General features: G+C 68.6%; 24 protein-coding genes. 19 read left to right on the top strand and 5 right to left on the bottom strand.

Annotated elements, in window-relative coordinates:
• The gene (gene parE, locus ACFQZQ_RS14210) at positions 1 to 1,923 is read right to left on the bottom strand and encodes a DNA topoisomerase IV subunit B (RefSeq protein WP_386813584.1); all 1,923 of its coding nucleotides are present in this window, start codon (positions 1,921 to 1,923) and stop codon (positions 1 to 3) included.
• Between the two features lie 269 nt (positions 1,924 to 2,192).
• On the opposite strand from parE, the gene ACFQZQ_RS14205 reads away from it, so the two are divergent.
• The 10 genes from ACFQZQ_RS14205 to ACFQZQ_RS14160 all read left to right on the top strand — a co-directional run bounded on the left by ACFQZQ_RS14205 (position 2,193) and on the right by ACFQZQ_RS14160 (position 10,707).
• A complete protein-coding gene (locus ACFQZQ_RS14205) occupies positions 2,193 to 2,444 on the top strand; it encodes a hypothetical protein (protein ID WP_386813583.1) in 252 nt (83 codons plus the stop codon).
• Between the two features lie 305 nt (positions 2,445 to 2,749).
• On the top strand, positions 2,750 to 3,397 hold the full coding sequence (locus ACFQZQ_RS14200; protein WP_386813582.1) for a hypothetical protein: 648 nt from the start codon (positions 2,750 to 2,752) through the stop codon (positions 3,395 to 3,397).
• Positions 3,398 to 3,559: 162 nt separating this feature from the next.
• The gene (locus ACFQZQ_RS14195; RefSeq protein ID WP_386813581.1) at positions 3,560 to 5,254 is read left to right on the top strand and encodes a CTP synthase; all 1,695 of its coding nucleotides are present in this window, start codon (positions 3,560 to 3,562) and stop codon (positions 5,252 to 5,254) included.
• Positions 5,251 to 6,081, top strand: coding sequence for a 3-deoxy-8-phosphooctulonate synthase (gene kdsA / locus ACFQZQ_RS14190; protein WP_386813580.1), 831 nt, complete (start codon positions 5,251 to 5,253; stop codon positions 6,079 to 6,081). The genes ACFQZQ_RS14195 and kdsA overlap by 4 nt, the downstream gene beginning before the upstream one ends.
• A gap of 124 nt (positions 6,082 to 6,205) precedes the next feature.
• Positions 6,206 to 7,492 carry a phosphopyruvate hydratase gene (gene eno / locus ACFQZQ_RS14185; protein WP_386813579.1) on the top strand — a complete coding sequence of 429 codons (1,287 nt, stop codon included), beginning with the start codon at positions 6,206 to 6,208 and terminating at the stop codon, positions 7,490 to 7,492.
• A gap of 17 nt (positions 7,493 to 7,509) precedes the next feature.
• Positions 7,510 to 7,854 carry a cell division protein FtsB gene (ftsB, locus tag ACFQZQ_RS14180; RefSeq protein WP_386813578.1) on the top strand — a complete coding sequence of 115 codons (345 nt, stop codon included), beginning with the start codon at positions 7,510 to 7,512 and terminating at the stop codon, positions 7,852 to 7,854.
• On the top strand, positions 7,854 to 8,591 hold the full coding sequence (gene ispD / locus ACFQZQ_RS14175) for a 2-C-methyl-D-erythritol 4-phosphate cytidylyltransferase (protein ID WP_386813677.1): 738 nt from the start codon (positions 7,854 to 7,856) through the stop codon (positions 8,589 to 8,591). The genes ftsB and ispD overlap by 1 nt, the downstream gene beginning before the upstream one ends.
• A 100-nt stretch (positions 8,592 to 8,691) precedes the next feature.
• The gene (gene ispF, locus ACFQZQ_RS14170; protein ID WP_386813577.1) at positions 8,692 to 9,174 is read left to right on the top strand and encodes a 2-C-methyl-D-erythritol 2,4-cyclodiphosphate synthase; all 483 of its coding nucleotides are present in this window, start codon (positions 8,692 to 8,694) and stop codon (positions 9,172 to 9,174) included.
• An 87-nt stretch (positions 9,175 to 9,261) separates the two neighbouring features.
• A complete protein-coding gene (truD, locus tag ACFQZQ_RS14165) occupies positions 9,262 to 10,320 on the top strand; it encodes a tRNA pseudouridine(13) synthase TruD (RefSeq protein WP_386813576.1) in 1,059 nt (352 codons plus the stop codon).
• A gap of 210 nt (positions 10,321 to 10,530) precedes the next feature.
• Positions 10,531 to 10,707, top strand: coding sequence for a hypothetical protein (locus ACFQZQ_RS14160; protein ID WP_386813575.1), 177 nt, complete (start codon positions 10,531 to 10,533; stop codon positions 10,705 to 10,707).
• Positions 10,708 to 10,714: 7 nt separating this feature from the next.
• On the opposite strand, the gene ACFQZQ_RS14155 is transcribed toward ACFQZQ_RS14160, so the two are convergent.
• Complete coding sequence (locus ACFQZQ_RS14155) at positions 10,715 to 11,293, bottom strand: Smr/MutS family protein (RefSeq protein ID WP_386813574.1); 579 nt, start codon at positions 11,291 to 11,293, stop codon at positions 10,715 to 10,717.
• Between the two features lie 200 nt (positions 11,294 to 11,493).
• Here ACFQZQ_RS14155 and surE point away from each other — a divergent pair, with 200 nt between their 5' ends.
• The 4 genes from surE to ACFQZQ_RS14135 all read left to right on the top strand — a co-directional run bounded on the left by surE (position 11,494) and on the right by ACFQZQ_RS14135 (position 14,538).
• Positions 11,494 to 12,303, top strand: coding sequence for a 5'/3'-nucleotidase SurE (surE, locus tag ACFQZQ_RS14150; RefSeq protein WP_386813573.1), 810 nt, complete (start codon positions 11,494 to 11,496; stop codon positions 12,301 to 12,303).
• Complete coding sequence (locus ACFQZQ_RS14145; RefSeq protein ID WP_386813572.1) at positions 12,300 to 12,995, top strand: protein-L-isoaspartate(D-aspartate) O-methyltransferase; 696 nt, start codon at positions 12,300 to 12,302, stop codon at positions 12,993 to 12,995. Before surE ends, ACFQZQ_RS14145 begins: the two co-directional genes overlap by 4 nt.
• Before the next feature lie 5 nt (positions 12,996 to 13,000).
• Positions 13,001 to 13,657 (top strand): exopolysaccharide biosynthesis protein, encoded by a 657-nt coding sequence (locus ACFQZQ_RS14140; protein WP_386813571.1) that lies wholly within the window; start codon positions 13,001 to 13,003, stop codon positions 13,655 to 13,657.
• Positions 13,658 to 13,734: 77 nt separating this feature from the next.
• Positions 13,735 to 14,538: a peptidoglycan DD-metalloendopeptidase family protein gene (locus tag ACFQZQ_RS14135; RefSeq protein WP_386813570.1), complete on the top strand. Its 804-nt coding sequence runs from the start codon at positions 13,735 to 13,737 to the stop codon at positions 14,536 to 14,538.
• Between the two features lie 72 nt (positions 14,539 to 14,610).
• Here the strand turns inward: ACFQZQ_RS14135 and ACFQZQ_RS14130 are convergent, their stop codons facing one another.
• Entirely contained in the window at positions 14,611 to 14,985 is a 375-nt protein-coding gene (locus tag ACFQZQ_RS14130) for an Mth938-like domain-containing protein (protein WP_386813569.1), read from the bottom strand.
• A 54-nt stretch (positions 14,986 to 15,039) separates the two neighbouring features.
• Positions 15,040 to 15,345 carry a ribosome assembly RNA-binding protein YhbY gene (gene yhbY / locus ACFQZQ_RS14125; RefSeq protein WP_386813568.1) on the bottom strand — a complete coding sequence of 102 codons (306 nt, stop codon included), beginning with the start codon at positions 15,343 to 15,345 and terminating at the stop codon, positions 15,040 to 15,042.
• An 85-nt stretch (positions 15,346 to 15,430) separates the two neighbouring features.
• Between yhbY and rlmE the strand changes: the two genes are divergently transcribed.
• From rlmE to folP, 4 genes are all read left to right on the top strand, one after another.
• Positions 15,431 to 16,078, top strand: coding sequence for a 23S rRNA (uridine(2552)-2'-O)-methyltransferase RlmE (rlmE, locus tag ACFQZQ_RS14120; RefSeq protein WP_386813567.1), 648 nt, complete (start codon positions 15,431 to 15,433; stop codon positions 16,076 to 16,078).
• Positions 16,079 to 16,172: 94 nt separating this feature from the next.
• Entirely contained in the window at positions 16,173 to 18,065 is a 1,893-nt protein-coding gene (ftsH, locus tag ACFQZQ_RS14115; RefSeq protein ID WP_386813566.1) for an ATP-dependent zinc metalloprotease FtsH, read from the top strand.
• A 98-nt stretch (positions 18,066 to 18,163) separates the two neighbouring features.
• The gene (locus ACFQZQ_RS14110; RefSeq protein WP_386813565.1) at positions 18,164 to 18,358 is read left to right on the top strand and encodes a hypothetical protein; all 195 of its coding nucleotides are present in this window, start codon (positions 18,164 to 18,166) and stop codon (positions 18,356 to 18,358) included.
• Positions 18,351 to 19,250 (top strand): dihydropteroate synthase, encoded by a 900-nt coding sequence (folP, locus tag ACFQZQ_RS14105; RefSeq protein WP_386813564.1) that lies wholly within the window; start codon positions 18,351 to 18,353, stop codon positions 19,248 to 19,250. Before ACFQZQ_RS14110 ends, folP begins: the two co-directional genes overlap by 8 nt.
• Positions 19,251 to 19,299: 49 nt before the next feature.
• Here the strand turns inward: folP and ACFQZQ_RS14100 are convergent, their stop codons facing one another.
• Positions 19,300 to 20,370, bottom strand: a complete 1,071-nt coding sequence (locus ACFQZQ_RS14100; RefSeq protein ID WP_386813563.1) for an alkane 1-monooxygenase — start codon at positions 20,368 to 20,370, stop codon at positions 19,300 to 19,302.
• 258 nt (positions 20,371 to 20,628) lie between these two features.
• Here ACFQZQ_RS14100 and putP point away from each other — a divergent pair, with 258 nt between their 5' ends.
• Positions 20,629 to 22,116, top strand: coding sequence for a sodium/proline symporter PutP (gene putP / locus ACFQZQ_RS14095; protein WP_386813562.1), 1,488 nt, complete (start codon positions 20,629 to 20,631; stop codon positions 22,114 to 22,116).
• The last annotated feature ends 41 nt before the right edge of the window (positions 22,117 to 22,157 follow it).

Raw genomic sequence — 22,157 nt, 5'->3', positions numbered from 1 at the left:
TCAGACTTCCAGCGTTGCCAGGTCGCCCTTGGTTTCCAGCCACGCCTTTCGATCACCCGCGCGCTTCTTGGCCAGCAGCATGTCCATCAGCGAATGGGTGCCGTCCTCCTCGCCGACGGTCAGCTGCACCAGCCGGCGCGTGTCCGGGTGCACGGTCGATTCGCGCAGCTGCGACGGGTTCATCTCGCCCAGGCCCTTGAAGCGAGTAACGTTGACCGCGCCGGTCATGCCCTTCTTGCGGTCGGCCTTCTCGCGCTCGATCTTCTCCAGCAGGATCCGCTTCTCTTCCTCGTCGAGCGCGTAGAACACCTGCTTGCCGACGTCGACGCGGAACAGCGGCGGCATCGCCACGAACACGTGCCCGGCCGACACCAGGGTTGGGAAATGCCGGAGGAACAACGCCGTCAGCAAGGTGGCGATGTGCAGGCCATCGGAGTCGGCGTCGGCCAGGATGATCACCTTGCCGTAGCGCAGGCCGGAGATGTCGTCCTTGCCCGGGTCGCAGCCGATCGCGACGGCCAGATCGTGCACTTCCTGGGAGGCGAGCACGCTGCCGGATGCGACTTCCCAGGTGTTGAGGATCTTGCCGCGCAGCGGCAGGATCGCCTGGAAGTCCTTGTCGCGCGCCTGTCGGGCGGAACCGCCAGCCGAATCGCCCTCGACCAGGAACAGTTCCGTGCGCGACAGGTCCTGCGAGCTGCAGTCGGCGAGCTTGCCGGGCAGGGCCGGGCCCTGGGTAATCTTCTTGCGGGTGATCTGCTTCTCGGTCTTCAGCCTTGCGCTGGCACGTTCAATCGCCAGCTGCGCAATCTTCTCGCCCAGCTCGGTGTGCTGGTTGAGCCACAGCGAGAACGCATCGTGCGCGGCGCCTTCGACGAAGCCGGCGGCCTGGCGCGAGCTCAGGCGTTCCTTGGTCTGGCCACTGAACTGCGGATCCGTCAGCTTGATGCTGAGCACGAACGCGACCCGGTCCCAGACGTCCTCCGGCGCGAGCTTGACGCCGCGCGGCAGCAGGTTGCGGAAGTCGCAGAACTCGCGCAGCGCATCGGTGAAGCCGGTGCGCAGGCCGTTGACGTGGGTGCCGTGCTGCGCGGTCGGGATCAGGTTGACGTAGCTCTCCTGCACCAACTCGCCGTCCGGGACCCATGCCACCGCCCAGTCCGCGGTCTCGGTGTCCTTGCTGAGCTTGCCGACGAACAGCTCCGGCGGCAGCAGCTCGCGGCCCTGCGGGTAACCGGCGTGCAGCTCGACGCTGAGGTAGTCGCGCAGGCCGTCCTCGTAGAACCACTCGAGCTTCTCGCCCGTGGCGACATCGTGCAGGCGCACGGTCAGGCCCGGGCACAGCACTGCCTTGGCGCGCAGCAGGTGCTTGAGCGCGCGCAGGTTGAACTTGGGGGTATCGAAATACTTGGGGTCGGGCCAGAAGCGCAGGCGGGTGCCGGTGTTCTTCTTGCCGACCGTGCCGACGATGTCGAGCTCGGACGCGCGGTCGCCGTCGCGGAACGCCATCCGGTATTCGTTGCCGTCGCGCTTGATGAACAGCTCGACCTGGGTCGACAGCGCGTTGACCACGCTGACGCCGACGCCGTGCAGGCCGCCGGAGAACGTGTAGTTCTTGTTGCTGAACTTGCCGCCCGCGTGCAGCCGCGTGAGGATCAGCTCGACGCCGGGGATCTTCTCTTCCGGGTGGATGTCGACCGGCATGCCGCGGCCGTCGTCGGACACCTCGCAGCTCCCGTCGGCGTGCATGGTGACGTCGATGCTGCGCGCGTGGCCGGCGAGCGCCTCGTCGACCGCGTTGTCGATGACTTCCTGGGCGAGGTGGTTCGGCCGGGTGGTGTCGGTGTACATGCCCGGGCGGCGCTTGACCGGGTCCAGCCCGGAAAGGACTTCGATGTCGGCGGCGTTGTAGCGGTTGTTCATGCGTCACGGGGGATTAGCGAAGCGGCGAGGATGGCGACGGCGGGCAGGGGGGTCAAGCTGGACAACAAGACGGACAACAGCTTGGACAAAGCGGGATGGGATCGCGCTGGCGTCCAGCGGCGCCCGCAGAGGGCCGCCGCAGCGGCGTATCCTTGTTCAGTCGCGAGCATGGAAGCGGCCGTTACGGTCTGCGGCGTCGCTGAGGGGAGCGGCTTGGGACGGCATTTCGTCCTGGTTTCACCCGCATATCCCCATTTTGGAGACCTCGCATGACCACCCGCAAGTTGTTGCTTCCGACCCTGATCGCCGCCGCCCTGGCCGCGCCGCTCGCCATGGCGCAGACCGCGGACGCCGACGCGCAGGCCAAGGCGCAGGCCGAGCAGGCCGCGCGAGACGCCGCCGCCCAGGACACGAGCAAGGACGCGCCGGCCAAGGCCGACAAGAAAACCGACCAGGCCAAGAAGGCCAGGAAGGATCGCGAGGCGCAGGCCGACGAACCCGAGGAAGACGATCGCCGCTGATTGGCGTTCGAAGCTCCCAACAAAATGCCCCGGCTTTCCGGGGCATTTTTTTTGTTTCCCCCAAGTCCGGCAAACCGAGCCCGAGGTAGGGCGGGTTTCAACCCGCCGGTTTTTCGGCTGCTCGGTACCACGTCCGCCGCAACGCGCAAGGCGGGTTGAAACCCGCCTTGCGACCAGAACCAGGTCAATCCGGGAATACCCCCACGCCGGCGCCCGGTTCAGTGCCCAGCCAAACGCGCGTGGCTACGGTCGCCGCGCCGCCATCATAGACATGGCGGCTATTCCCCCGATAACGGAGATCCGCAATGCACAAGAACAAATTCGTCGTTCCGCTCCTGGTCGCTGGCGCGATGCTGGCCCCGACCGCCTTGGCGCAGGTCCTGGGTGGCGGGGTCAACATCGGCGGCGGCGCCGGCGTGCAGGCCGGGCCCGTCGGCATCGGCGCCGGCGCGCAGGCCCGCGGCGACATCGGCGTGCACACCGATGCCGCGCGCGCCGGCAGCCGTCGTGCGCGCGACCTCGCCGCACGTACGCAAACGCAGGGGCAGGCCGCAGCGGCGGCCGGCGTCTCGGCCGCTCACCAGGCCGGCACCCACGTGATCGGGGCGGCGTCGGGCACGGCGCAGGCGGCCGCGGCGACGGGTGCCGCGGTCAGCGGCCGCGCCCTGGCCGAGGCGGCGACGGCCGGTTCGGGTAGCGCCAGTATTGACGCCAGCGGCTCGCTCGACGCCCAAGGCGCTGCCAATGCCGACGACCGCGCGATCGCGACGGTATCCGGCAACGCCAACGCCGCGGCGAACAGCGCGGTAACCGCCGGCCAGCAAGGTCAGGTCCCACAGGCCGATGCGAATGACGCCTCGGGCTCCGAGCAGCCGTCGTCGCGTGCCGAACGCCAGGCCGCGCGCGCATCCGAGCGCCGCGCCAAGCGCGAGCAAAGCCGCCACGAGGAGTAACTCAACCTCGTCCCGGCCGTAGCCCGCAAACGCCCCGGCCGCCGGGGCGTTTGCCTGCAGCGGCGGGCACTCGTGAACGGAACGCCTGCCCCGGCCGCCGTCAAGCGGTCGCGGCCCGATCCTGCAGCCGGTAAACTACCGCTTTCCAGCGGCAGCAAAACCATGACTCCCCCCAGCTCTGTCACGCCGCTCATCTTCGTCACCGGCGGCGTGGTCTCCTCGCTCGGCAAGGGCATCGCGGCGGCCTCGCTGGCGGCCATCCTCGAAGCGCGCGGCCTGCGCGTGACGATGATGAAGCTCGACCCGTACATCAACGTCGACCCCGGCACGATGAGCCCGTTCCAGCACGGCGAGGTGTACGTCACCGACGACGGCGCCGAGACCGACCTCGACCTGGGCCACTACGAGCGCTACCTGCGCACGCGCCTTAGCCGCAAGAATTCGATCACGACAGGGCGCATCTACGACAACGTGATCCGCAAGGAGCGCCGCGGCGATTACCTCGGCGGCACCGTGCAGGTGATCCCGCACGTCACCGACGAGATCAAGCGCTGCATCGTCGATGCCACCGACGGTTTCGACGTCGGCCTGGTCGAGATCGGCGGCACCGTCGGCGACATCGAGTCGCTGCCGTTCCTGGAGGCGATCCGCCAGATCCGCAGCGAGCGCGGTCCCGAGGGCGCGCTGTTCATGCACCTGACCCTGGTGCCGTGGATTGCCGCCGCCGGCGAGCTCAAGACCAAGCCGACCCAGCACTCGGTCAAGGAACTGCGCTCGATCGGCATCCAGCCCGACATCTTGCTGTGCCGCTCCGAGCAGCCGCTGCCCGACAGCGACCGCCGCAAGATCGCGCTGTTCACCAACGTTTCCGAGCGCGCGGTGATCTCGGCCGTCGACCTCGACAACATCTACAAGATGCCGGCGCGCTTCCACGACGAGGGCCTGGACGACATCGTCATCGAGCGCCTGAAACTGAAGGCCGGCCCGGCCGACCTGACCGAATGGAACGCGGTGGTCGACGCCAGCGAACACCCGGTCGACGAGGTCACGATCGGCATCGTCGGCAAGTACATCGACCACCAGGACGCCTACAAGTCGCTGGCCGAGGCGCTCAAGCACGGCGGCCTGCGCCAGCGGACCAAGGTCAAGCTGAAGTGGCTGGAATCGAGCGAGATCGAGAACGACGGAGTCGCGACCCTGGCCGGCGTCGACGGCATCCTGGTGCCGGGCGGCTTCGGCGATCGCGGCTTCGAGGGCAAGGTGCTGACCGCGCAACACGCGCGCGAAACCGGCGTCCCGTATTTCGGCATCTGCTACGGCATGCAGGCGGCGGTGGTCGATTACGCCCGCCACGTCGCCGGCCTGGAAGGCGCCAACAGCACCGAGAACGACAAGGCCAGCCCGCATCCGGTGATCGGACTGATCACCGAATGGCGCACGGCCACCGGCGAAGTCGAGCGCCGCAGCGAGGACAGCGACCTGGGCGGCACCATGCGCCTGGGCCTGCAGGACCAGCGCCTCAAGCCGGGCACGCTGGCGCGCGAGTTGTACGGCAAGGACGTGGTCGGCGAGCGCCACCGCCACCGTTACGAGTTCAACAACCGCTACCGCACCCAGCTCGAGGACGCCGGCCTGGTGATCTCGGCCAAGTCGATGGACGACCTGTTGGTCGAGATGGTCGAGCTGCCGAAGTCGCAGCACCCGTGGTACCTGGCCTGCCAGGCGCACCCGGAGTTCCTGTCGACCCCGCGCGACGGGCATCCGCTGTTCATCGGATTCATCCGCGCCGCGCGCGAGCACAAGGCCAATAAAGGGCAAGCTGTCGGTGGACGTTTGCTGAAGGAAGCCACCGCATGAAGCTTTGTGGATTCGAGATCGGCCTCGACCAGCCGTTCTTCCTGATCGCCGGCCCGTGCGTGATCGAATCGATGCAGTTGCAGCTCGACACCGCCGGCAAGCTCAAGGAAATCACCGGCGAACTCGGCATCCCCTTCATCTTCAAGTCCAGCTTCGACAAGGCCAACCGCACCTCGGGCACTAGCTTCCGCGGCCCGGGCGTGGAGGAAGGCCTGAAGGTGCTGGCCGAGGTCAAGCGCCAACTCGGCGTGCCGGTGCTGACCGACGTGCACGAGTACACCCCGCTCGACGAGGTGACCGCGGTCGTCGACGTGCTGCAGACGCCGGCATTCCTCTGCCGGCAGACCGACTTCATCCAGAAGGTCGCCAGCGCCGGCAAGCCGGTCAACATCAAGAAGGGCCAGTTCCTCTCCCCGTGGGAGATGAAGCACGTCACCGCCAAGGCCCAGGCCACCGGCAACCAGCAGATCATGGCGTGCGAGCGCGGGGCCAGCTTCGGCTACAACAACCTGGTGTCGGACATGCGTTCGCTGAGCGTGATGCGCGACACCGGCTGCCCGGTGGTGTTCGACGCCACCCATTCGGTGCAGCTGCCCGGCGGCGCCGACGGCAAGTCCGGCGGTCAGCGCGAGTTCGTGCCGGTGCTGTCGCGCGCGGCGATGGCGGTCGGCATCGCCGGCATCTTCATGGAAACCCACCCGGACCCCGACAAGGCATTGTCCGATGGCCCGAACGCGTGGCCGCTGCCGAAGATGCGCGCGCTGCTGGAAACGCTGATGGCGATCGACCAGGTCACCAAGAAGAACGGCTTCCTCGAGTCCGCGTAGGGCGGGCTTTCAACCCGTCGCCACCGCCGGCAGCAACCATCGCGCCTGCAATTCCATCGTCATCGCCCAAGCCGGCGGGTTAAAACCCGCCCTACGAATCCCAACTCAAGACCCGACCCCACCCATGACCAGCATCGCCAAGATCCACGCCCGCGAAATCCTCGACTCCCGCGGCAATCCCACGCTCGAAGCCGAGGTCACGCTGGCCGACGGCAGCTTCGGCCGCGCGATGGTGCCGTCGGGCGCGTCCACCGGCAGCAAGGAAGCAGTCGAGCTGCGCGATGGCGACAAGACCCGCTACCTCGGCAAGGGCGTGCGCAAGGCGGTCGAGAACGTCAACACCACGATCGCCACCGCGCTGGCCGGTTTCGATGCCGCCGATCAGGCCGGCCTCGACCGCCGCCTGATCGACCTGGATGGCACCGAGAACAAGGGCCGGCTCGGCGCGAACGCGCTGCTCGGCGTGTCGATGGCCAACGCGCATGCGCTGGCGATGAGCAAGAAGGTGCCGCTGTGGCAGCACCTGGCCGGCGACCGCACGCCGGTGCTGCCGGTGCCGATGATGAACATCATCAACGGCGGTGCGCATGCCGACAACAACGTCGACATGCAGGAGTTCATGGTGCTGCCGGTCGGCTTCGACACGTTCGCGGAAAGCCTGCGCGCCGGCACCGAGATCTTCCACGCGCTCAAGAGCGTGCTCAAGGGCCGCGGCCTCAGCACCGCGGTCGGCGACGAGGGCGGCTTCGCGCCGGACCTGCGCAGCAACGAGGAAGCGCTGGAAACCATCCTCGAGGCGATCGGCAAGGCCGGCTACAAGGCCGGCGAGGACATCCTGCTCGGCCTCGACGTCGCCTCCAGCGAGTTCTTCGACAACGGCAAGTACCACCTCGTCGGCGAAGGCAAGCGCCTGACCAGCGAGCAGTTCGTCGACTTCCTCGCCAACTGGGCCGCGCAGTACCCGATCGTGACGATCGAGGACGGCATGGACGAGGGCGACTGGGCCGGCTGGAAGCTGCTCACCGACAAGATCGGCAACAAGGTGCAGCTGGTCGGCGACGACCTGTTCGTGACCAACCCGCGCATCTTCCAGCAGGGCATCGACCAGCAGGTCGCCAACGCGATCCTGATCAAGGTCAACCAGATCGGCACGCTGACCGAGACCCTGGAAGCGATCGCGATGGCCGATGCCGCCGGCTACGCCGCGGTGGTCTCGCACCGCTCGGGCGAGACCGAGGACACCACCATCGCCGACATCGCCGTGGCGACTACCGCGACCCAGATCAAGACCGGCTCGCTGTGCCGCAGCGACCGCGTGGCCAAGTACAACCAGTTGCTGCGGATCGAAGAGCAGTTGGGTTCCGCCGCGAAGTACGCCGGCCGCAACGCGTTCGTCTCGCTGAAGCGCTGAGGCAGGGAACCAGGGCGATGCGCGTGCTGCGGGTGCTGCTGGTGGTGCTGCTGGTGACGTTCGCGTTGCTGCAGTACCGCCTGTGGCTGGGCGAGGGCGGCAGCCGCTCGGTCGCCACGCTGCAGGAGCAGGTGCAGCAGCAAAGCCGCGAGAACGCCGGCCTCAAGCAGCGCAACGACGCACTCGCCGCCGAGGTCGAGGACCTCAAGTCGGGCGAGGCCGCGGTCGAGGAACGCGCGCGCAGCGAGCTGGGCATGATCAAGCCCGGCGAGACGTTCTACCGCGTGGTCGAGGCCGATGGCGGGTCGACCGCACCGGACGCCAACGCTCCGGCGGCCGCCGATAACAGCGACACGCCGTGATTGACGCGCCGCTGTGGGCGGTCATCCCCGCGGCCGGTCGCGGCACCCGCTTTGGTGGCGACATCCCCAAGCAGTACCTGCAAGCCGCCGGCCAGCCGCTGATCGCGCACGCGCTCGATGCGCTGCTCGCGCACCCGCGGGTGGCGGGGGCGATGGTCGCGCTGGCGCCCGACGATCCGCTCTGGCCGGGCTGGACCGAACGCCGCGGCAAGCCGGTATCGCAATGCATCGGCGGCGGCGAACGCGCCGATTCGGTGCTCGCGGCCTTGCGCGCGCTGCCCGCGTCGGTCGGCGATGACGCGCTCGTGCTGGTCCACGACGCCGCACGCCCGAACCTGCACGCCGATGACCTGGACCGTTTGATCAAGGCGGCTACCGCCCACGCCGACGGCGCGATCCTCGCCGCGCCGGTGCGCGACACTCTCAAGCGCGCCGACGCCGATACCCGCATCGCCGCGACCCAGCCGCGCGACGGCCTCTGGCGCGCGATGACGCCGCAGGCCTTCCGCCGCGGCATGCTGATCGCCGCGCTCGAGCAGGCGCACGCCGCCGGCATCGCCGTCACCGACGAGGCGATGGCGGTCGAGCGGCTCGGTGCGCGACCGCGGCTCGTCGAGGGCCGCGAGGACAATCTCAAAGTCACCACCCCGGCCGACCTTGCGCTGGTGCATTACCTGCTCGCCCGGCGCGATCCGGCGATGGCCATGTCCCCCAAGGGAACTTCCTTCGGGGCGTAGGAGCGGCTTCAGCCGCGATTGGCAAACGGTCGAGCGGTCGAACTCCGATCGCGGCTGAAGCCGCTCCTACAATGACCGCTATTTCAACGAGGCCCTGTACATGACCATCCGCATCGGCCAAGGCTTCGACGTGCACGCGTTCGGCGACGGCGACCACGTCATGCTCGGCGGCGTGCGCGTGGCTCACGACCGCGGCGTGCTCGCCCATTCCGACGGCGACGTGGTCATCCACGCGCTGTGCGACGCGATGCTCGGCGCGCTGGCGCTGGGCGATATCGGCCAGCACTTCCCGCCCAGCGACCCGCAATGGAAGGGCGCCGACAGTCTCGCGTTCCTGCGCCATTGCCGCGCGCTGCTGCGCGAACGCGGCTGGCAGCTGGGCAACGCCGACATCACCGTGGTCTGCGAGCGCCCCAAGGTCGGGCCGCACGCGTTGGCGATGCGCGAAACACTGGCCGGCGAACTCGGGCTGGCGCTCGATGCGGTCAGCGTCAAGGCGACCACCAGCGAGACCCTGGGCTTCACCGGTCGCGGCGAGGGCATCGCGGCGATGGCGGTGGTGCTGCTGGTTCGCTCTCCGTAATTCCGAGCCCGCGCGGAACGCTCTTGCGTCCGTGCCAGCCACCTTTGCGCACTGGCGCCGAGCAAGCTCGGCACCACAAGGACACGAATGACCGATATCGACACCACGTTGCCGCGCGCTCACGGCGCTGCTGTGCTCAGCGCGCAGATGCGTGCCACGCCCGAGGATTTCTTCGTCGAGGAGCTGCCCGGTTTCGAGCCCAGCGGCGAGGGCGAGCACCTGCTGCTGACGATCGAGAAGCGCGGCATGAACACCGCGTTCGCCGCCAAGCGCATCGCGCAGTGGGCCGGCGTGGGCGAGGTCGCGATCGGCTACGCCGGCCTGAAGGACCGCCACGCCGTCACCCGCCAGCGCTTCAGCGTGCACCTGCCCAAGCGCGTGGCCCCGGACCTGGCCGCGCTGCAGGACGATGCCGCGGCCGACGACAGCCTGCGCGTGATCGAACACCACTGGCACGCGCGCAAGCTGCCGCGCGGCGCGCTGGCCGGCAATCGCTTCGTGCTGGTGCTGCGTGATCCACAGGGCGACCGCGACGCGGTCGAGGCGCGGCTGCAGCAGATGGCCGCGCGCGGCGTGCCGAACTACTTCGGCGAGCAGCGTTTCGGCCGCGACGGCGACAACGTCGCCAACGCCCGCGCGATGTTCGCCGGCCGCCGCGTGCGGCGCGAACAGCGCAGCCTGCTGCTGTCGGCCGCGCGTTCCGAACTGTTCAACCGGGTGCTCGCGGCGCGGGTGCTCGCCGGCAGCTGGGACCAACCGTTGGACGGCGAGGTCTGGATGCTCGACGGCAGCCGCAGCGTGTTCGGCCCCGAGGGTTTCGATGACACCCTGGCGCAGCGGCTGGCGGCGTTCGACATCCACCCCAGCGGCCCGCTGTGGGGACGCGGCGAACTGCGCAGCCGCGCGGCGGCGAGGGCAGTCGAACTGGCCGCCTTGGCCGACGACGAGGCACTGGCGTTGCGCGACGGCCTCGAACACGCCGGCCTCAACCAGGAGCGCCGCGCGCTGCGGCTGCGGCCCGCGGAACTGGCGTGGCGCTGGCTCGAAGACGGTGCGCTGGAGCTGGCCTTCGTGCTGCCGGCGGGCACCTACGCGACCGTGGTGTTGTCCGAACTTGGCCAGATCCGCGCCGCTGCAGGCCGCTAGATCGACCGTTGGTCGGAAAGCACCCGGCGGCACTGGAGGCCCCAAACCGCGGGCGTATAAACCGAAGTTGACGCCCGGCATCGGGCCGGGCGCAGCGCGTGCGCCGGCGTCGAGCGACGGGCGCACGCATACGGAGACGTCGTCATGAACGCATCGTGTCGTATTGCGGTTCTGTCGTTGTCAGTGTTGGGCTTGGCCGCCTGTGCCGGCATGCACGAGAAGTCGGATTCGGCTTTCGTCGCGCCGCAACGGGCGCCCTCGATCATGGACAACGACGAGGCCTACATGGCCGCGGTGGAGCGTATCGCCCGCCGTCGTGGCATCGAGATCGTCTGGGTCAACGTGCCGCGCAAGCAGTTGGTCGCCCAACAGGACGACAACAAGTAAATCCTGCTCAGCGCCGCTTCGGCGGCGCGAGCAGTACCAGCACCGCCCCGGTGCCGCCCTGCGCGGGCGGCGTGGAGTGGAAGGCGAGGATGTCCGCGCGTTGCCGCAGCATCCGGTCCACCAGGTTCTTCAGCACCGGCAGGCCACTGCCATCGAATGGCGCATCGCCCCGCGATGCCTGGCCGCGCAATCCCTTGCCGTGAATGATGCGTACGCAGCCGACGCCGTGCTGGCGCGCGCCGTTGAGGAAGTCGCGCAGCAGCGCTTCGGCCTGGCGTGTACCGGCGCCGTGCAGGTCGAGTTCCTCCTGGGCCGCGATCTCGCCGCGCTTGAGCCGCTGGTAGAGGCGCGGGGGCAGCGCATCGCGGCGGTAGGCCAGGGGATCGTCGGTATCGAGCAGGCTGGCGTCGAGCGCATGGCGGAATTCGTCGCGGGCCGCGGCTTCGTCGCGTTCGGCCATGCGCGCGCGGGGCTTGGGTTTCGGCGCGCGTGGCGGCGGCGCGGTCTCGGGCAACTTGCGCACCGGCCCGACCGCGGCCCGGAACAGGTCGAGGTCGTCTTCGGGGTTGTCTGGGCCCGCTGCCATGCGGCCAGCCTAACCCGACCGCGACGCCGCGCAATCCCGCACGTCAAGCGCGCACGTCAAGCCCGCTGCGCCGATCCCACGCGGTCGCGGTTTCGCAGCGGGGCGGCAAACCGCATCGGCTATCATGGCTGCGCGCGGCGACGGCGATTCACCACCGTCCGCCGCGATCGTTCGAAATCCGCAGCCGTGCAAGGGAGTCCATGCGAGTTCTGGTCAGCAACGACGACGGCGTCGACGCCCCCGGCATCCGCGTGCTCGCGCAGGGCCTGCGCGACGCCGGCCACGAGGTGTTGGTGGTCGCCCCCGACCGCGACCGTTCCGGGGCCAGCAATTCGCTGACGCTCGACATGCCGGTACGCGTGGTCCAGCAGGGCGAGGCGACCTGGCGCGTCTACGGCACCCCGACCGACTGCGTGCACGTGGCGATCACCGGCATGCTCGAGGCCGAGCCGGACATCGTGGTCTCGGGCATCAACAACACCGCCAACCTTGGCGATGACGTCATCTATTCGGGCACCGTCGCCGCGGCGATGGAAGGCCGCTTCCTGGGCCTGCCCGCGGTCGCGGTGTCGCTGGCGACCGCCGACCACGCCGGCCGTCACTACGAGACCGCCGCGCGCGCCGCGGTCGAGATCATCGCCCGGCTCAGGACCGACCCGCTGCCGGCCGACACCATCCTCAACGTCAACGTGCCGGACTTGCCTTGGGACGAGATCGCCGGGTTCGAGGTCAGCCGGCTCGGCAACCGCCACCGCGCCGAAGCCTGCATCCCGCAGAAGGACCCGCGCGGCCGCCAGTGGTGGTGGATCGGCGCGGCCGGTCGCGAGCAGGACGCCGGCCCGGGCACCGACTTCCACGCGGTGAAATCCGGGCACATCTCGATCACCCCGATCCACGTCGACCTGACCCGCTACCAGGCGCTCGAGCACGTCGCCAGTTGGGTCGGGGGGCTGGCCGCGTCGTTGCGATCGCCGGCGTCTGCGCAACCCGTTTCCGAGGACCGGGCATGAGCCTGCGCATGCGCCTGCAACCCGAGGCGCTCGGCTCGGGGATGACCTCGCAGCGCGTGCGCGACCGCCTGGTCGAGCGCCTGCGCGCGGGCTCCTATGAAGGTGGCGGCATCGTCGACGAGCGCGTGCTCAACGCGATCCGCACCGTGCCGCGCCACCTGTTCGTCGACGAGGCCCTGGCGATGCGTGCCTACGAGGACACCGCGCTGCCGATCGGCCATGGCCAGACCATCTCGCAGCCGTGGGTGGTGGCGAAGATGACCGAGGCGCTGATCGCCGACGTGATGCCCGGCAAGGTACTCGAGATCGGCACCGGCTCGGGTTACCAGGCCGCGGTGCTGGCCGCGCTCGGGCTGGAAGTTCATACCGTCGAGCGCATCGGCGAGCTGCTGCGCACCGCGCGCAAGCGCTTCCGCCAGCTCGGCATGAACGTGCGCAGCAAGCACGACGACGGCCGCATCGGCTGGCCCGAGAACGGCCCGTTCGACGCGATCATCGTCACCGCCGCGGCGCCGGCCCTGGTCGAGGCGTTGACCGCGCAACTCGCGCCGGGCGGCTGCCTGATCGCGCCGGTGGGGCCGTCGTCGTCGCAGTCGCTGCTCAAGCTGCGCAAGGACGCCGACGGCGTCGTCACCCAGCAGGCGCTGGCGCCGGTGGTATTCGTGCCGCTGCTGTCGGGCATGATCGATTGAGCACCATGGCAGATCCGAACCCGCAGGACGCGCACAACCTCGATGCAGCGACGCTGGGCGAGCAACTCGCCACGATCATCCGCGAACTTCCCGAGGATCAGTTAACCTTGCGCGAACTGCTGGATGTGTTCGGCGAGGACGGCCTGCTGCTGCTGACCATGCTGCTGACCGTGGTCTTCCTGATCCCGGTGTCGATCCCTGGCGTCAGCACAGTATTCGGGGCGGTGATCCTGCTGGTCGGCATCAGTCGCCTGGTCGGCCGGCCGCTGTGGCTTCCGGCCAAACTGCGGGACAAAGCCCTGCCGGCTCAAAAACTGCGTCCAGGCCTGACCGCGGGCATGGTGTGGGTGCAGCGTCTGGAGAAGATCAGTCGACCGCACCGACTGCGCGTGTTCGTCGAGGGACGCGTGCAAAACCTGCTCAACAACCTCGGTTTCATCCTGGCAGCCTTGCTGCTGATGGCACCGTTCGGATTCGTTCCGTTCAGCAACACGCTGCCGGCGCTGGCCCTGCTGTTCTACGCCGTCGGCTTGATCCAGCGCGACGGAGGGGCAATGTTGCTCGGCCATCTGGCGAACGTCGGGACGATCGTCTACTTCGGCATCCTGATCGGCGGCGGCGGTGTTGCCGCGCGCGAGCTGTTCCAGCGGCTTTCAAGTTGAGCAGGTCGCTGGTGCGTAGCGCGCTCGATACTGCTGCCGGCCGCACCGGGCTGGCGGGTCGGGAGGACCCAATAGAGATGATCAGTTTTCGCAAGATCGTGGCGGCCGTGCTGGTGGTGTCGCTGGCGGCGTGCTCCAGCACCGTGGTGCGCGAGAGCGGCAGTGCGCGCGTCGCACCACGCGTGTCGACGCCGAAGTACGGCGCCACCACCGTCGTGCAACGCGGCGACACCTTGTTCGGCATCGCGTTCCGCAATGGCGTCGACGTGCGCGAGCTGGCCGCGTGGAACGGCATCGGCGCGCCTTACACGATCTACCCGGGGCAGCGGCTGCACCTGTATCCGAAATCGGCGTCGCGCGGCAGCGCGCCCACGGGCGGCCGCGTGGCCGCAAGCGGCGCGAGTCGCGCCCCGACCCGCAGCGCCGTCCCGCCGAGCGCGACGCGGCCGGCCGTTTCGCGCCCGACCATCGCGCCGCCCACGCCCCGGGCGGCGCTGCCGATCGACAGCGGCATCGCCTGGCGCTGGCCGGCCGACGGCCAGCTGCTGAACCGTTACGTGTCGGGCGAACCCACCAAGCAGGGCATCGACATCGCCGGCAGCGGTGGCGCGCCGGTGCGGGCCGCCGGCGATGGGGTGGTGGTGTATTCGGGCTCGGGCCTGGTCGGCTACGGCGAGCTGATCATCATCAAGCACAACGATGCGTGGCTGTCGGCCTACGGCCACAACCGCAACCGCCTGGTCAACGAAGGCCAGCTGGTGAAAGGCGGCCAGCAGATCGCCGAGATGGGCCGCAGCGGCGCCGCGCGCGACATGCTCCATTTCGAGGTGCGCTATAACGGCAAGCCGGTGGATCCACTGCAGTACCTGCCCAAGCGGTAGGGCGGGTTGTAAGGCGGGTTTCAACCCGCCATCGGATCGTACGTCGGCAGTGGCGGCGGGTTTAAACCCGCCCTACGGATTCAGGATGAACCCCGCGACCACGCGCCGGCCTTCGCCGGCGAGCACGTTGAAGGTTCGCGCCGCGGCGGCATTGGTCATCACTTCCAGGCCGATGCCGCGGCCCAGGCACGCGGCCAGCGTGGCCGCCGGCGGGAACGTCTGGGTCGCGCCGCTGCCGAGCAGGATCACTTCCGGGTCCAGGGCCAGCAACGGCGCCAGGTCGTCCGCGGCAAGCGTGCGCGCATCGGTCACGGCCCAGTCCTCAAGCAGGGTATTGGGGGCGATCACGAAACTGGCGGACAGGCGCCGCTCGTTGACCAGCGCGACCGCGCCGTCGGCGCCGCGCAGGAAGAATTCATGGTCGGGGCGTTCGAGCGTGAGTTGCATGGCAGCGTCCGATCAGTCCGGCGGCCGCCTCGTGGCGGTTCCGGCGGCGTTCGCTCAGGCGCGCGGCAGTACGATGTGCCGCTTGTCCTTGCTCTGGCGGTACAGCACCGCGGTGTGGCCGATGCGCTGGACCAGCGCCGCGCCGGTGCGTTCGGTGATTTCCCCGATCATCGCGTCGCGGCCGTCGCGGTCCTCGGCGGCGACCTTGACCTTGATCAGCTCGTGGTGCTCGAGCGCCAGATCGATTTCCGCCACCAGCGTGTCGCTGATGCCCTTGCCGCCGACCTGCAGCATCGCCTTGAGGTCATGCGCCTGTCCGCGCAGGAAACGGGTCTGGGCGGAGGTCAGGACGGTAGGCATCGGGCACGCAAACGAAGTCATACAGGGTCGGCAGGGTATCATGGCGGCCCTCCGGCTCCGCAGTCCCTGCGTTCCAGCACCCCCCATGGCAACCCGCAGCATCAGCAGCCAACGCTGGCTCAAAGAGCACCATTCCGACCCGTTCGTGATCAAGGCCCGCAAGGAGGGCCTGCGTTCGCGCGCGGCGTACAAGCTCGAGGAGCTGGTCGAGCGCGACCGCCTGCTCAAACCGGGCATGGTGGTGGTCGACCTGGGCGCCGCGCCCGGCGGCTGGTCGCAATGGGTGCGCGCGGCGCTGGGCGATGTGGACAAGGCCAACCCGGGGCGGGTGATCGCGCTCGACATCCTCGAGATGCCCACCCTGGCCGGGGTCGAATTCCTTCATGGGGATTTCAGGGAGGATGCGGTCCTATCGCAGCTGGTCGACATGCTGGGCGGCAAGCCGGTGGACCTTGTGCTGTCGGATATGGCCCCCAATAAGAGCGGTATGGACGCGGTCGACATGCCGCGGGCGATGTACCTGGCCGAGCTGGCCATGGATTTCGCCGACCGGCATTTGCGCACCGACGGCACGTTCCTGATCAAGCTGTTCCAGGGCGTGGGCTTCGATGAATACGTAAAGGAACTGCGCCGGCGCTACGCCAAGGTGTCGATCCGCAAGCCCGAGGCGTCGCGCAAGCGGTCGCCGGAGGTCTACGCGCTGGCACAGGGCAAGCGGGCGCAGATTAAGTAAGGTGCGACGTAGCTAGATCATTCACGGACGCGGCGACGCGCCAGCAGCACCAACGGTTGTAACCAGGCCCGCAAGGGCGGACAGGTAGGAACGAATGAACGATTTGGCCAAGAATCTGTTGCTCTGGGTGGTCGTCGCCGTCGTGCTGATGGTGGTGTTCCAGGCCTTTGGGCCGCGCGCCGCCGGCACCGAGACGATGGCCTACGACCAGTTCGTGCAGCAGGTCCAGAACGACCGCGTGTCGAAGGTCAAGATCGCCGAAGACGGCATCACCATCACCGGCGAGGCCAAGGACGGCAAGACGTTCACCACCATCAACCCAAATGACAAGGATCTGGTCAACGATCTCCTCCAGCACAAGGTCACGATTGAGCGGGTGGCGCCGGCCACTGGCCCGTCGCTTCTGTACATCCTGATCAACGTGCTGCCCTGGCTGCTGTTTATCGGCATTTGGGTGTACTTCATGCGCCAGATGCAGCAGGGCGGCAGCAAGGGCGCGATGAGCTTCGGCCGCTCGCGCGCCAAGTTGCAGGGCGAGAACGAGGTCAAGGTCACCCTGGCGGATGTCGCCGGCTGCGACGAGGCCAAGGAGGAAGTCGGCGAACTGGTCGAGTTCCTGCGCGACCCGGGCCGTTTCCAGAAGCTCGGCGGCAAGATCCCGCGCGGCGTGCTGATGGTCGGCCCGCCGGGTACCGGCAAGACCCTGCTCGCGCGCGCGATCGCCGGCGAGGCCAAGGTGCCGTTCTTCTCGATCTCCGGTTCGGACTTCGTCGAGATGTTCGTCGGCGTCGGCGCCAGCCGCGTGCGAGACATGTTCGAGCAGGCCAAGAAGCAGGCGCCGTGCATCATCTTCATCGACGAGATCGACGCGGTCGGCCGCCATCGCGGTGCCGGCTTGGGCGGCGGTCACGACGAGCGCGAGCAGACACTCAACCAGTTGCTGGTCGAGATGGACGGCTTCGAGGGCGGCGAGGGCGTGATCGTGATCGCCGCGACCAACCGTCCCGACGTGCTCGATCCGGCGTTGCTGCGCCCGGGCCGTTTCGACCGGCAGGTCGTGGTCGGCCTGCCGGACGTGCGTGGCCGCGAGCAGATCCTGCGCGTGCACATGCGCAAGGTGCCGCTGGCCGATGACGTCGAGCCGATGACGATCGCGCGCGGTACCCCGGGCTTCAGCGGTGCCGACCTGGCCAACCTCGTCAACGAGGCGGCCCTGTTCGCGGCGCGCGAGAACGGCAAGGACGTGCGCATGGAGCACTTCGACAAGGCCCGCGACAAGATCATGATGGGCACCGAGAACCGCTCGATGGCGATGAGCGAGGAAGAGAAGCGCAACACCGCCTTCCACGAGGCCGGCCACGCCATTGTCGGCCGCCTGGTGCCGGACCACGACCCGGTTTACAAGGTCACCATTATTCCCCGTGGCAGGGCATTGGGCGTGACCATGTACCTGCCGGAAGGCGACCGCTACAGCTACAACAAGATCAACATCGAGAGCAAGTTGTGCTCGCTGTACGGCGGTCGCGTCGCCGAGGAACTGATCTTCGGCGCCGACATGGTCACTACCGGCGCCAGCAACGACATCGAGCGCGCCACCAAGATGGCCCGCAACATGGTCACCAAGTGGGGCTTGTCCGAGCTCGGGCCGATCACCTACGGCGAGGAAGAGGACGAGGTGTTCCTCGGCCGCTCGGTGACCCAGCACAAGAACGTCTCCGACGAGACCGCGCGCAAGATCGACGAGGTTGTGCGCGACATTCTCGACAAGGCCTACGTGCGCACGACCGAACTGCTGAAGGCCAACCTCGACAAGCTGCACGTGATGGCCGACGCGCTGCTGCAGTACGAGACCATCGACGCCCACCAGATCGACGACATCATGAACGGCCGCGAGCCCGGTCCGCCGGCCGACTGGATCAAGTCGGGGCGCACGTCGAAGGAAGACCGCGGCCGTCCGGCGATCGGCGGGCCAGCGGCGCAGACGTAGGATGGGTTGAGCGCAGCGATACCCATCGCGCGGGGTCCGCTTGCCGCGCCATGACGAAAAGGCCAGAGTCCGCTCTGGCCTTTTTCTTTGGTGGCGTGATGGCCTGGTCGCCGGCCTCGACGAGACGTTTGTTGCTGGCAGCGCTGTTTGCCGTGCTGATGTTTCCGCTGCTCGGCTGGTGGCTGGGGCAGCTGCGCATCTTCGCCGGCGTCGGTATCGTGCTGGCATCGGTGTGGCTGGTGATGGCAGGTGCGGCGATGATTCGACATGGAGGACGTGGCGGCGATGTTTGACCTGGCTCCACAACTCGGCTGCAACGGCCGCGTGCTCACCCTCGATCGCGCCCGGGTCATGGGCATCGTCAACGTCACCCCGGATTCGTTCTCCGACGGCGGCGCGCACGACACGCTCGAGGCCGCGGTCGCCCATGGCCTGCGCTTGGCCGGGGAGGGCGCGGACGTGCTCGATGTCGGTGGCGAATCGACCCGCCCCGGCGCCGACGAGGTCGGCGTAGAGGAAGAGTTGCGCCGGGTGATCCCGGTGATCGAGCGCCTCGCGCGCGAGACCTCGCTGCCGATCAGCATCGACACCTCCAAGCCCGAGGTCATGCGTGCCGCGGTCGCCGCCGGCGCTGGTATGATCAACGACGTCTACGCACTGCGCCGCGACGGCGCGCTCGACGCCGCGGCGGAGTTACGCGTGCCGGTGGTGCTGATGCACATGCTCGGCGAGCCGCGTTCGATGCAGGCGGCGCCGAACTACGACGACGTCGTCGCGCAGGTGCACCGCTTCCTCGCCGAGAGGATTTTCGCCGCCGAGATGGCGGGTATTCCCAAGAAGCAGATCGTGGTCGACCCGGGCTTCGGCTTCGGCAAGAGCGGCGAGCACAACCTCGCGCTGCTCGCGCAGCTGCAACGCTTCACCGAACTGGGCGTGCCGGTACTGGCCGGGCTGTCGCGCAAGAAAACCATCGGCGACCTCACCGGCCGCGACGAGCCGCGCGAGCGCGTGCACGGCTCGGTCGCCGCGCACCTGGTCGCGGTGCAGCGCGGCGCCAGGCTGGTGCGCGTGCACGATGTCGCCGCCACCGTCGATGCGCTCAAGGTCTGGCACGCCGTGGCCGCGCAACCGATGCCCCGGGCGAGCGCAGGTGCAGCCTCAATTCGCTGGCCGGACGACGATTGAGTCGCGCGCCGGACGTGCCGGACGACCCGGACGCGGCGTCGCGACTGTCTCAGCCCGACCTGCGGAACGCGCGGACACGGGGATCCACCAGCCGGAACCACAGCGGCGGACACAGCGCCAGGACAAACATCACCGCATACCCGCCCGGCAGTTGCGGGCTGTCAGCGTGGTGCAGGAGCGACTGATAGCGGCGGCGCGGCGTTTCGTGGTGGTCGGAATGTCGCTGCAGGTGGAACAGGAACAGGTTGCTCAACGCATAGTCGGAGTTCCACGAATGCAGGTGGGTGGTGCGTTCGAAGCGCCCGTCGCCAAGCCGCTCGCGTTGCAACCCGTAGTGCTCGACGTAGTTGATGACCTCCAGTGCGCAGGCCGCGAAGAATCCCTGTGCGAGGAAAAACGCCAGCCCGGTCGCGCCCAGCCACAGCGTGAATCCGGCGGCGAACGCCAGCCATAGCGCGCTCCAGCCGATCATTTCATTGCGCGCATGCCACCACGGGCGGCCGAGGCGCTGCAGGCGCCGGGCTTCCAATCGCCAGGCGTTGACCGTGTTGCGCACCAGTGCCCGGGGCAGGAAATGCCACAACGACTGGCCCAGGCGGGCACTCGACGCGTCGCGTGGCGTGGACACGTGCACGTGGTGTCCGCGCAGGTGTTCGATCTTGAAGCCGTGGTAGCCGACGCTGGCCAGCAGCACGCCGCCGGCGCCACGCTCCAGTCGCGTGTCCTTGTGGATCAGTTCGTGGGCGACGTTGATGGCGAGCACGCCACCGACGATCCCCTGCGACAGCAGCCAGCCGGCGATCCCGGCAGGGCCGAATCCCGCGCCGGCGAAGTGCCAGGCCGACCACCCCAGCACCGCCGCCTGCGCAGGCAGCGCCACCAGCGTCATGCCGCGGAACCAGCGGTCGCGTTCCAGTGCCGCCGCCGCGGCAGGCGCGGGGTTGTGAGGGTCGTGGCCGAGCGCGTAGTCCAGCAGCGGCAGCAGCACGAACAGGAAGAACAGCGGAAACCAGGCCAGTACGTCGACGTGTCCGAAGCGCGTGCCCAGCCAGGCCGCGGCCGGCATCAGCAGCGGCACCACGAACACGGCCAGGAACCCTAGGCGTTTCCACAGTGGCATGTGCGCAGTTTACGCCTGCCACTAGGGGTGACGCCGGGCGCGCGGCACCCCCTGGCGCGTGCCGGTCGCCGGCCGTGGCCAATAATTGAGCAATCCGTCTGCGTACCACGCCGGGCTTGCCTCTGCGCCAGTTGTCCACAGCTTCCTCCGGGCCGTTGTCCACAAGCCCTGTGCACAACCGGGCGCGGGCATGCGCTCCGCCAACCCCCGGCTGGCGACACGGTAAGCTTGCCCGCTCGATCCGGGGGACGCCGCCGCATGACCGCCAGCACGCCGTTGTTGATCACGTTCTCGATCTACCTCATCGCGATGGTGATGATCGGCTTCCTGGCCTGGCGATCGACCAAGAACTTCGACGACTACATCCTCGGCGGCCGCTCTCTGGGCAGCTACGTCACCGCGCTGTCGGCCGGCGCCTCGGACATGAGCGGCTGGCTGCTGATGGGCCTGCCCGGCGCGCTCTACCTCAGCGGGCTGTCGGAGGCCTGGATCGCGATCGGGCTGATCATCGGTGCGTGGTGCAACTGGCGCTTCGTCGCCGGTCCGCTGCGCGTCTATACCGAGCGCACCCACAACGCGCTGACGCTGCCGGACTACTTCACCCACCGCTTCGCCGATCACAGCCGCATCCTGCGCGTACTGTCGGCGCTGGTGATCCTGGTGTTCTTCGCGGTGTACTGCGCCTCGGGCATCGTCGCCGGTGCGCGCCTGTTCGAGAGCGTGTTCGGCCTGCCATACGTACAGGCGCTTTGGTGGGGCGCGGCGGCCACGATCATCTACACCCTGATCGGCGGCTTCCTCGCGGTCAGCTGGACCGACACCGTGCAAGCGTCGCTGATGATCTTCGCGCTGGTGCTGGCGCCGGTGGTGGTGGTGCTCAGCAACGGCGGCGTGGCGAACAGCCTGGCGCTGATCGAGCAGGTCGATCCGGCGCGGCTGGAGTGGATCGGCAAGGGTGGGTTGGTCGCGGTGGTCTCCGCGATCGCCTGGGGACTGGGCTACTTCGGCCAGCCGCACATCCTCGCGCGCTTCATGGCCGCGGATAACCTCGCCACGATTCCCAAGGCGCGGCGCATCGGCATGGCGTGGATGATCGCGTGCCTGGCCGGTGCGATCGCGGTCGGCTTCTTCGGCATCGCCCACTACGCCGCGCACCCGGCCGATGCCGGCCCGGTCAACCAGAACGCCGAGCGGGTGTTCATCACCCTGGCCGAACAGTTGTTCAATCCTTGGATCGCCGGCGTGCTGCTGTCGGCGATCCTTGCCGCAGTCATGAGCACGCTGTCGTGCCAGTTGCTGGTGTGCTCCAGCGCATTGACCGAGGACTTCTACCGCGGCTTCGTGCGCAAGCATGCCGGCCAGCGCGAGCTGGTCTGGGTCGGCCGCCTGACCGTGCTGCTGGTGGCGCTGCTGGCGATCGCGATCGCGCGCGACCCGGAGAGCCGCGTGCTCGGCCTGGTCAGCTATGCGTGGGCCGGCTTCGGCGCCGCGTTCGGGCCGGTGGTGCTGCTGTCGCTGTTCTGGCAGCGCATGACCCGCAACGGCGCGTTGGCCGGCATGGTGGTCGGCGCGCTGACCGTGATTCTGTGGAAGTACACCGGCAGCGCGCTGTACGAGATCGTGCCCGGTTTCATCGCCGCGACCGTCGCGATTTTGATCGGCAGCCTGCTCGACCGCGAGCCACCGCACGAGGTGCAGGTCACCCACCAGCAGGTGCGCGCGTCGTTGAAAGAGAATGGCTACTGAAGCCGTAGGGCGGGTTTCAACCCGCTGTCGGGAATCGTGGC

This window comes from Lysobacter koreensis (genome assembly GCF_042677045.1).
GTDB lineage: Bacteria > Pseudomonadota > Gammaproteobacteria > Xanthomonadales > Xanthomonadaceae > Lysobacter_K > Lysobacter_K koreensis.
This window is presented reverse-complemented; position numbering and strand designations above follow the sequence as displayed.

Bases quoted from the DNA above. Each gene is read 5' to 3' on its own strand.
- ACFQZQ_RS14195 (WP_386813581.1), top strand. From the start codon at position 3,560: ATGACTCCCCCCAGCTCTGTCACGCCGCTCATCTTCGTCACCGGCGGC.
- parE (WP_386813584.1), bottom strand. From the start codon at position 1,923: ATGAACAACCGCTACAACGCCGCCGACATCGAAGTCCTTTCCGGGCTG.
- putP (WP_386813562.1), top strand. From the start codon at position 20,629: ATGACCGCCAGCACGCCGTTGTTGATCACGTTCTCGATCTACCTCATC.
- ACFQZQ_RS14140 (WP_386813571.1), top strand. From the start codon at position 13,001: ATGGCAGATCCGAACCCGCAGGACGCGCACAACCTCGATGCAGCGACG.
- ispF (WP_386813577.1), top strand. From the start codon at position 8,692: ATGACCATCCGCATCGGCCAAGGCTTCGACGTGCACGCGTTCGGCGAC.
- ACFQZQ_RS14155 (WP_386813574.1), bottom strand. From the start codon at position 11,293: ATGGCAGCGGGCCCAGACAACCCCGAAGACGACCTCGACCTGTTCCGG.
- ACFQZQ_RS14160 (WP_386813575.1), top strand. From the start codon at position 10,531: ATGCACGAGAAGTCGGATTCGGCTTTCGTCGCGCCGCAACGGGCGCCC.
- yhbY (WP_386813568.1), bottom strand. From the start codon at position 15,345: ATGCCTACCGTCCTGACCTCCGCCCAGACCCGTTTCCTGCGCGGACAG.
- ACFQZQ_RS14205 (WP_386813583.1), top strand. From the start codon at position 2,193: ATGACCACCCGCAAGTTGTTGCTTCCGACCCTGATCGCCGCCGCCCTG.
- eno (WP_386813579.1), top strand. From the start codon at position 6,206: ATGACCAGCATCGCCAAGATCCACGCCCGCGAAATCCTCGACTCCCGC.
- ACFQZQ_RS14145 (WP_386813572.1), top strand. From the start codon at position 12,300: ATGAGCCTGCGCATGCGCCTGCAACCCGAGGCGCTCGGCTCGGGGATG.
- ACFQZQ_RS14135 (WP_386813570.1), top strand. From the start codon at position 13,735: ATGATCAGTTTTCGCAAGATCGTGGCGGCCGTGCTGGTGGTGTCGCTG.
- truD (WP_386813576.1), top strand. From the start codon at position 9,262: ATGACCGATATCGACACCACGTTGCCGCGCGCTCACGGCGCTGCTGTG.
- ACFQZQ_RS14100 (WP_386813563.1), bottom strand. From the start codon at position 20,370: ATGCCACTGTGGAAACGCCTAGGGTTCCTGGCCGTGTTCGTGGTGCCG.
- ACFQZQ_RS14130 (WP_386813569.1), bottom strand. From the start codon at position 14,985: ATGCAACTCACGCTCGAACGCCCCGACCATGAATTCTTCCTGCGCGGC.
- ACFQZQ_RS14110 (WP_386813565.1), top strand. From the start codon at position 18,164: ATGGCCTGGTCGCCGGCCTCGACGAGACGTTTGTTGCTGGCAGCGCTG.
- ftsH (WP_386813566.1), top strand. From the start codon at position 16,173: ATGAACGATTTGGCCAAGAATCTGTTGCTCTGGGTGGTCGTCGCCGTC.
- kdsA (WP_386813580.1), top strand. From the start codon at position 5,251: ATGAAGCTTTGTGGATTCGAGATCGGCCTCGACCAGCCGTTCTTCCTG.
- ACFQZQ_RS14200 (WP_386813582.1), top strand. From the start codon at position 2,750: ATGCACAAGAACAAATTCGTCGTTCCGCTCCTGGTCGCTGGCGCGATG.
- surE (WP_386813573.1), top strand. From the start codon at position 11,494: ATGCGAGTTCTGGTCAGCAACGACGACGGCGTCGACGCCCCCGGCATC.
- ftsB (WP_386813578.1), top strand. From the start codon at position 7,510: ATGCGCGTGCTGCGGGTGCTGCTGGTGGTGCTGCTGGTGACGTTCGCG.
- rlmE (WP_386813567.1), top strand. From the start codon at position 15,431: ATGGCAACCCGCAGCATCAGCAGCCAACGCTGGCTCAAAGAGCACCAT.
- folP (WP_386813564.1), top strand. From the start codon at position 18,351: ATGTTTGACCTGGCTCCACAACTCGGCTGCAACGGCCGCGTGCTCACC.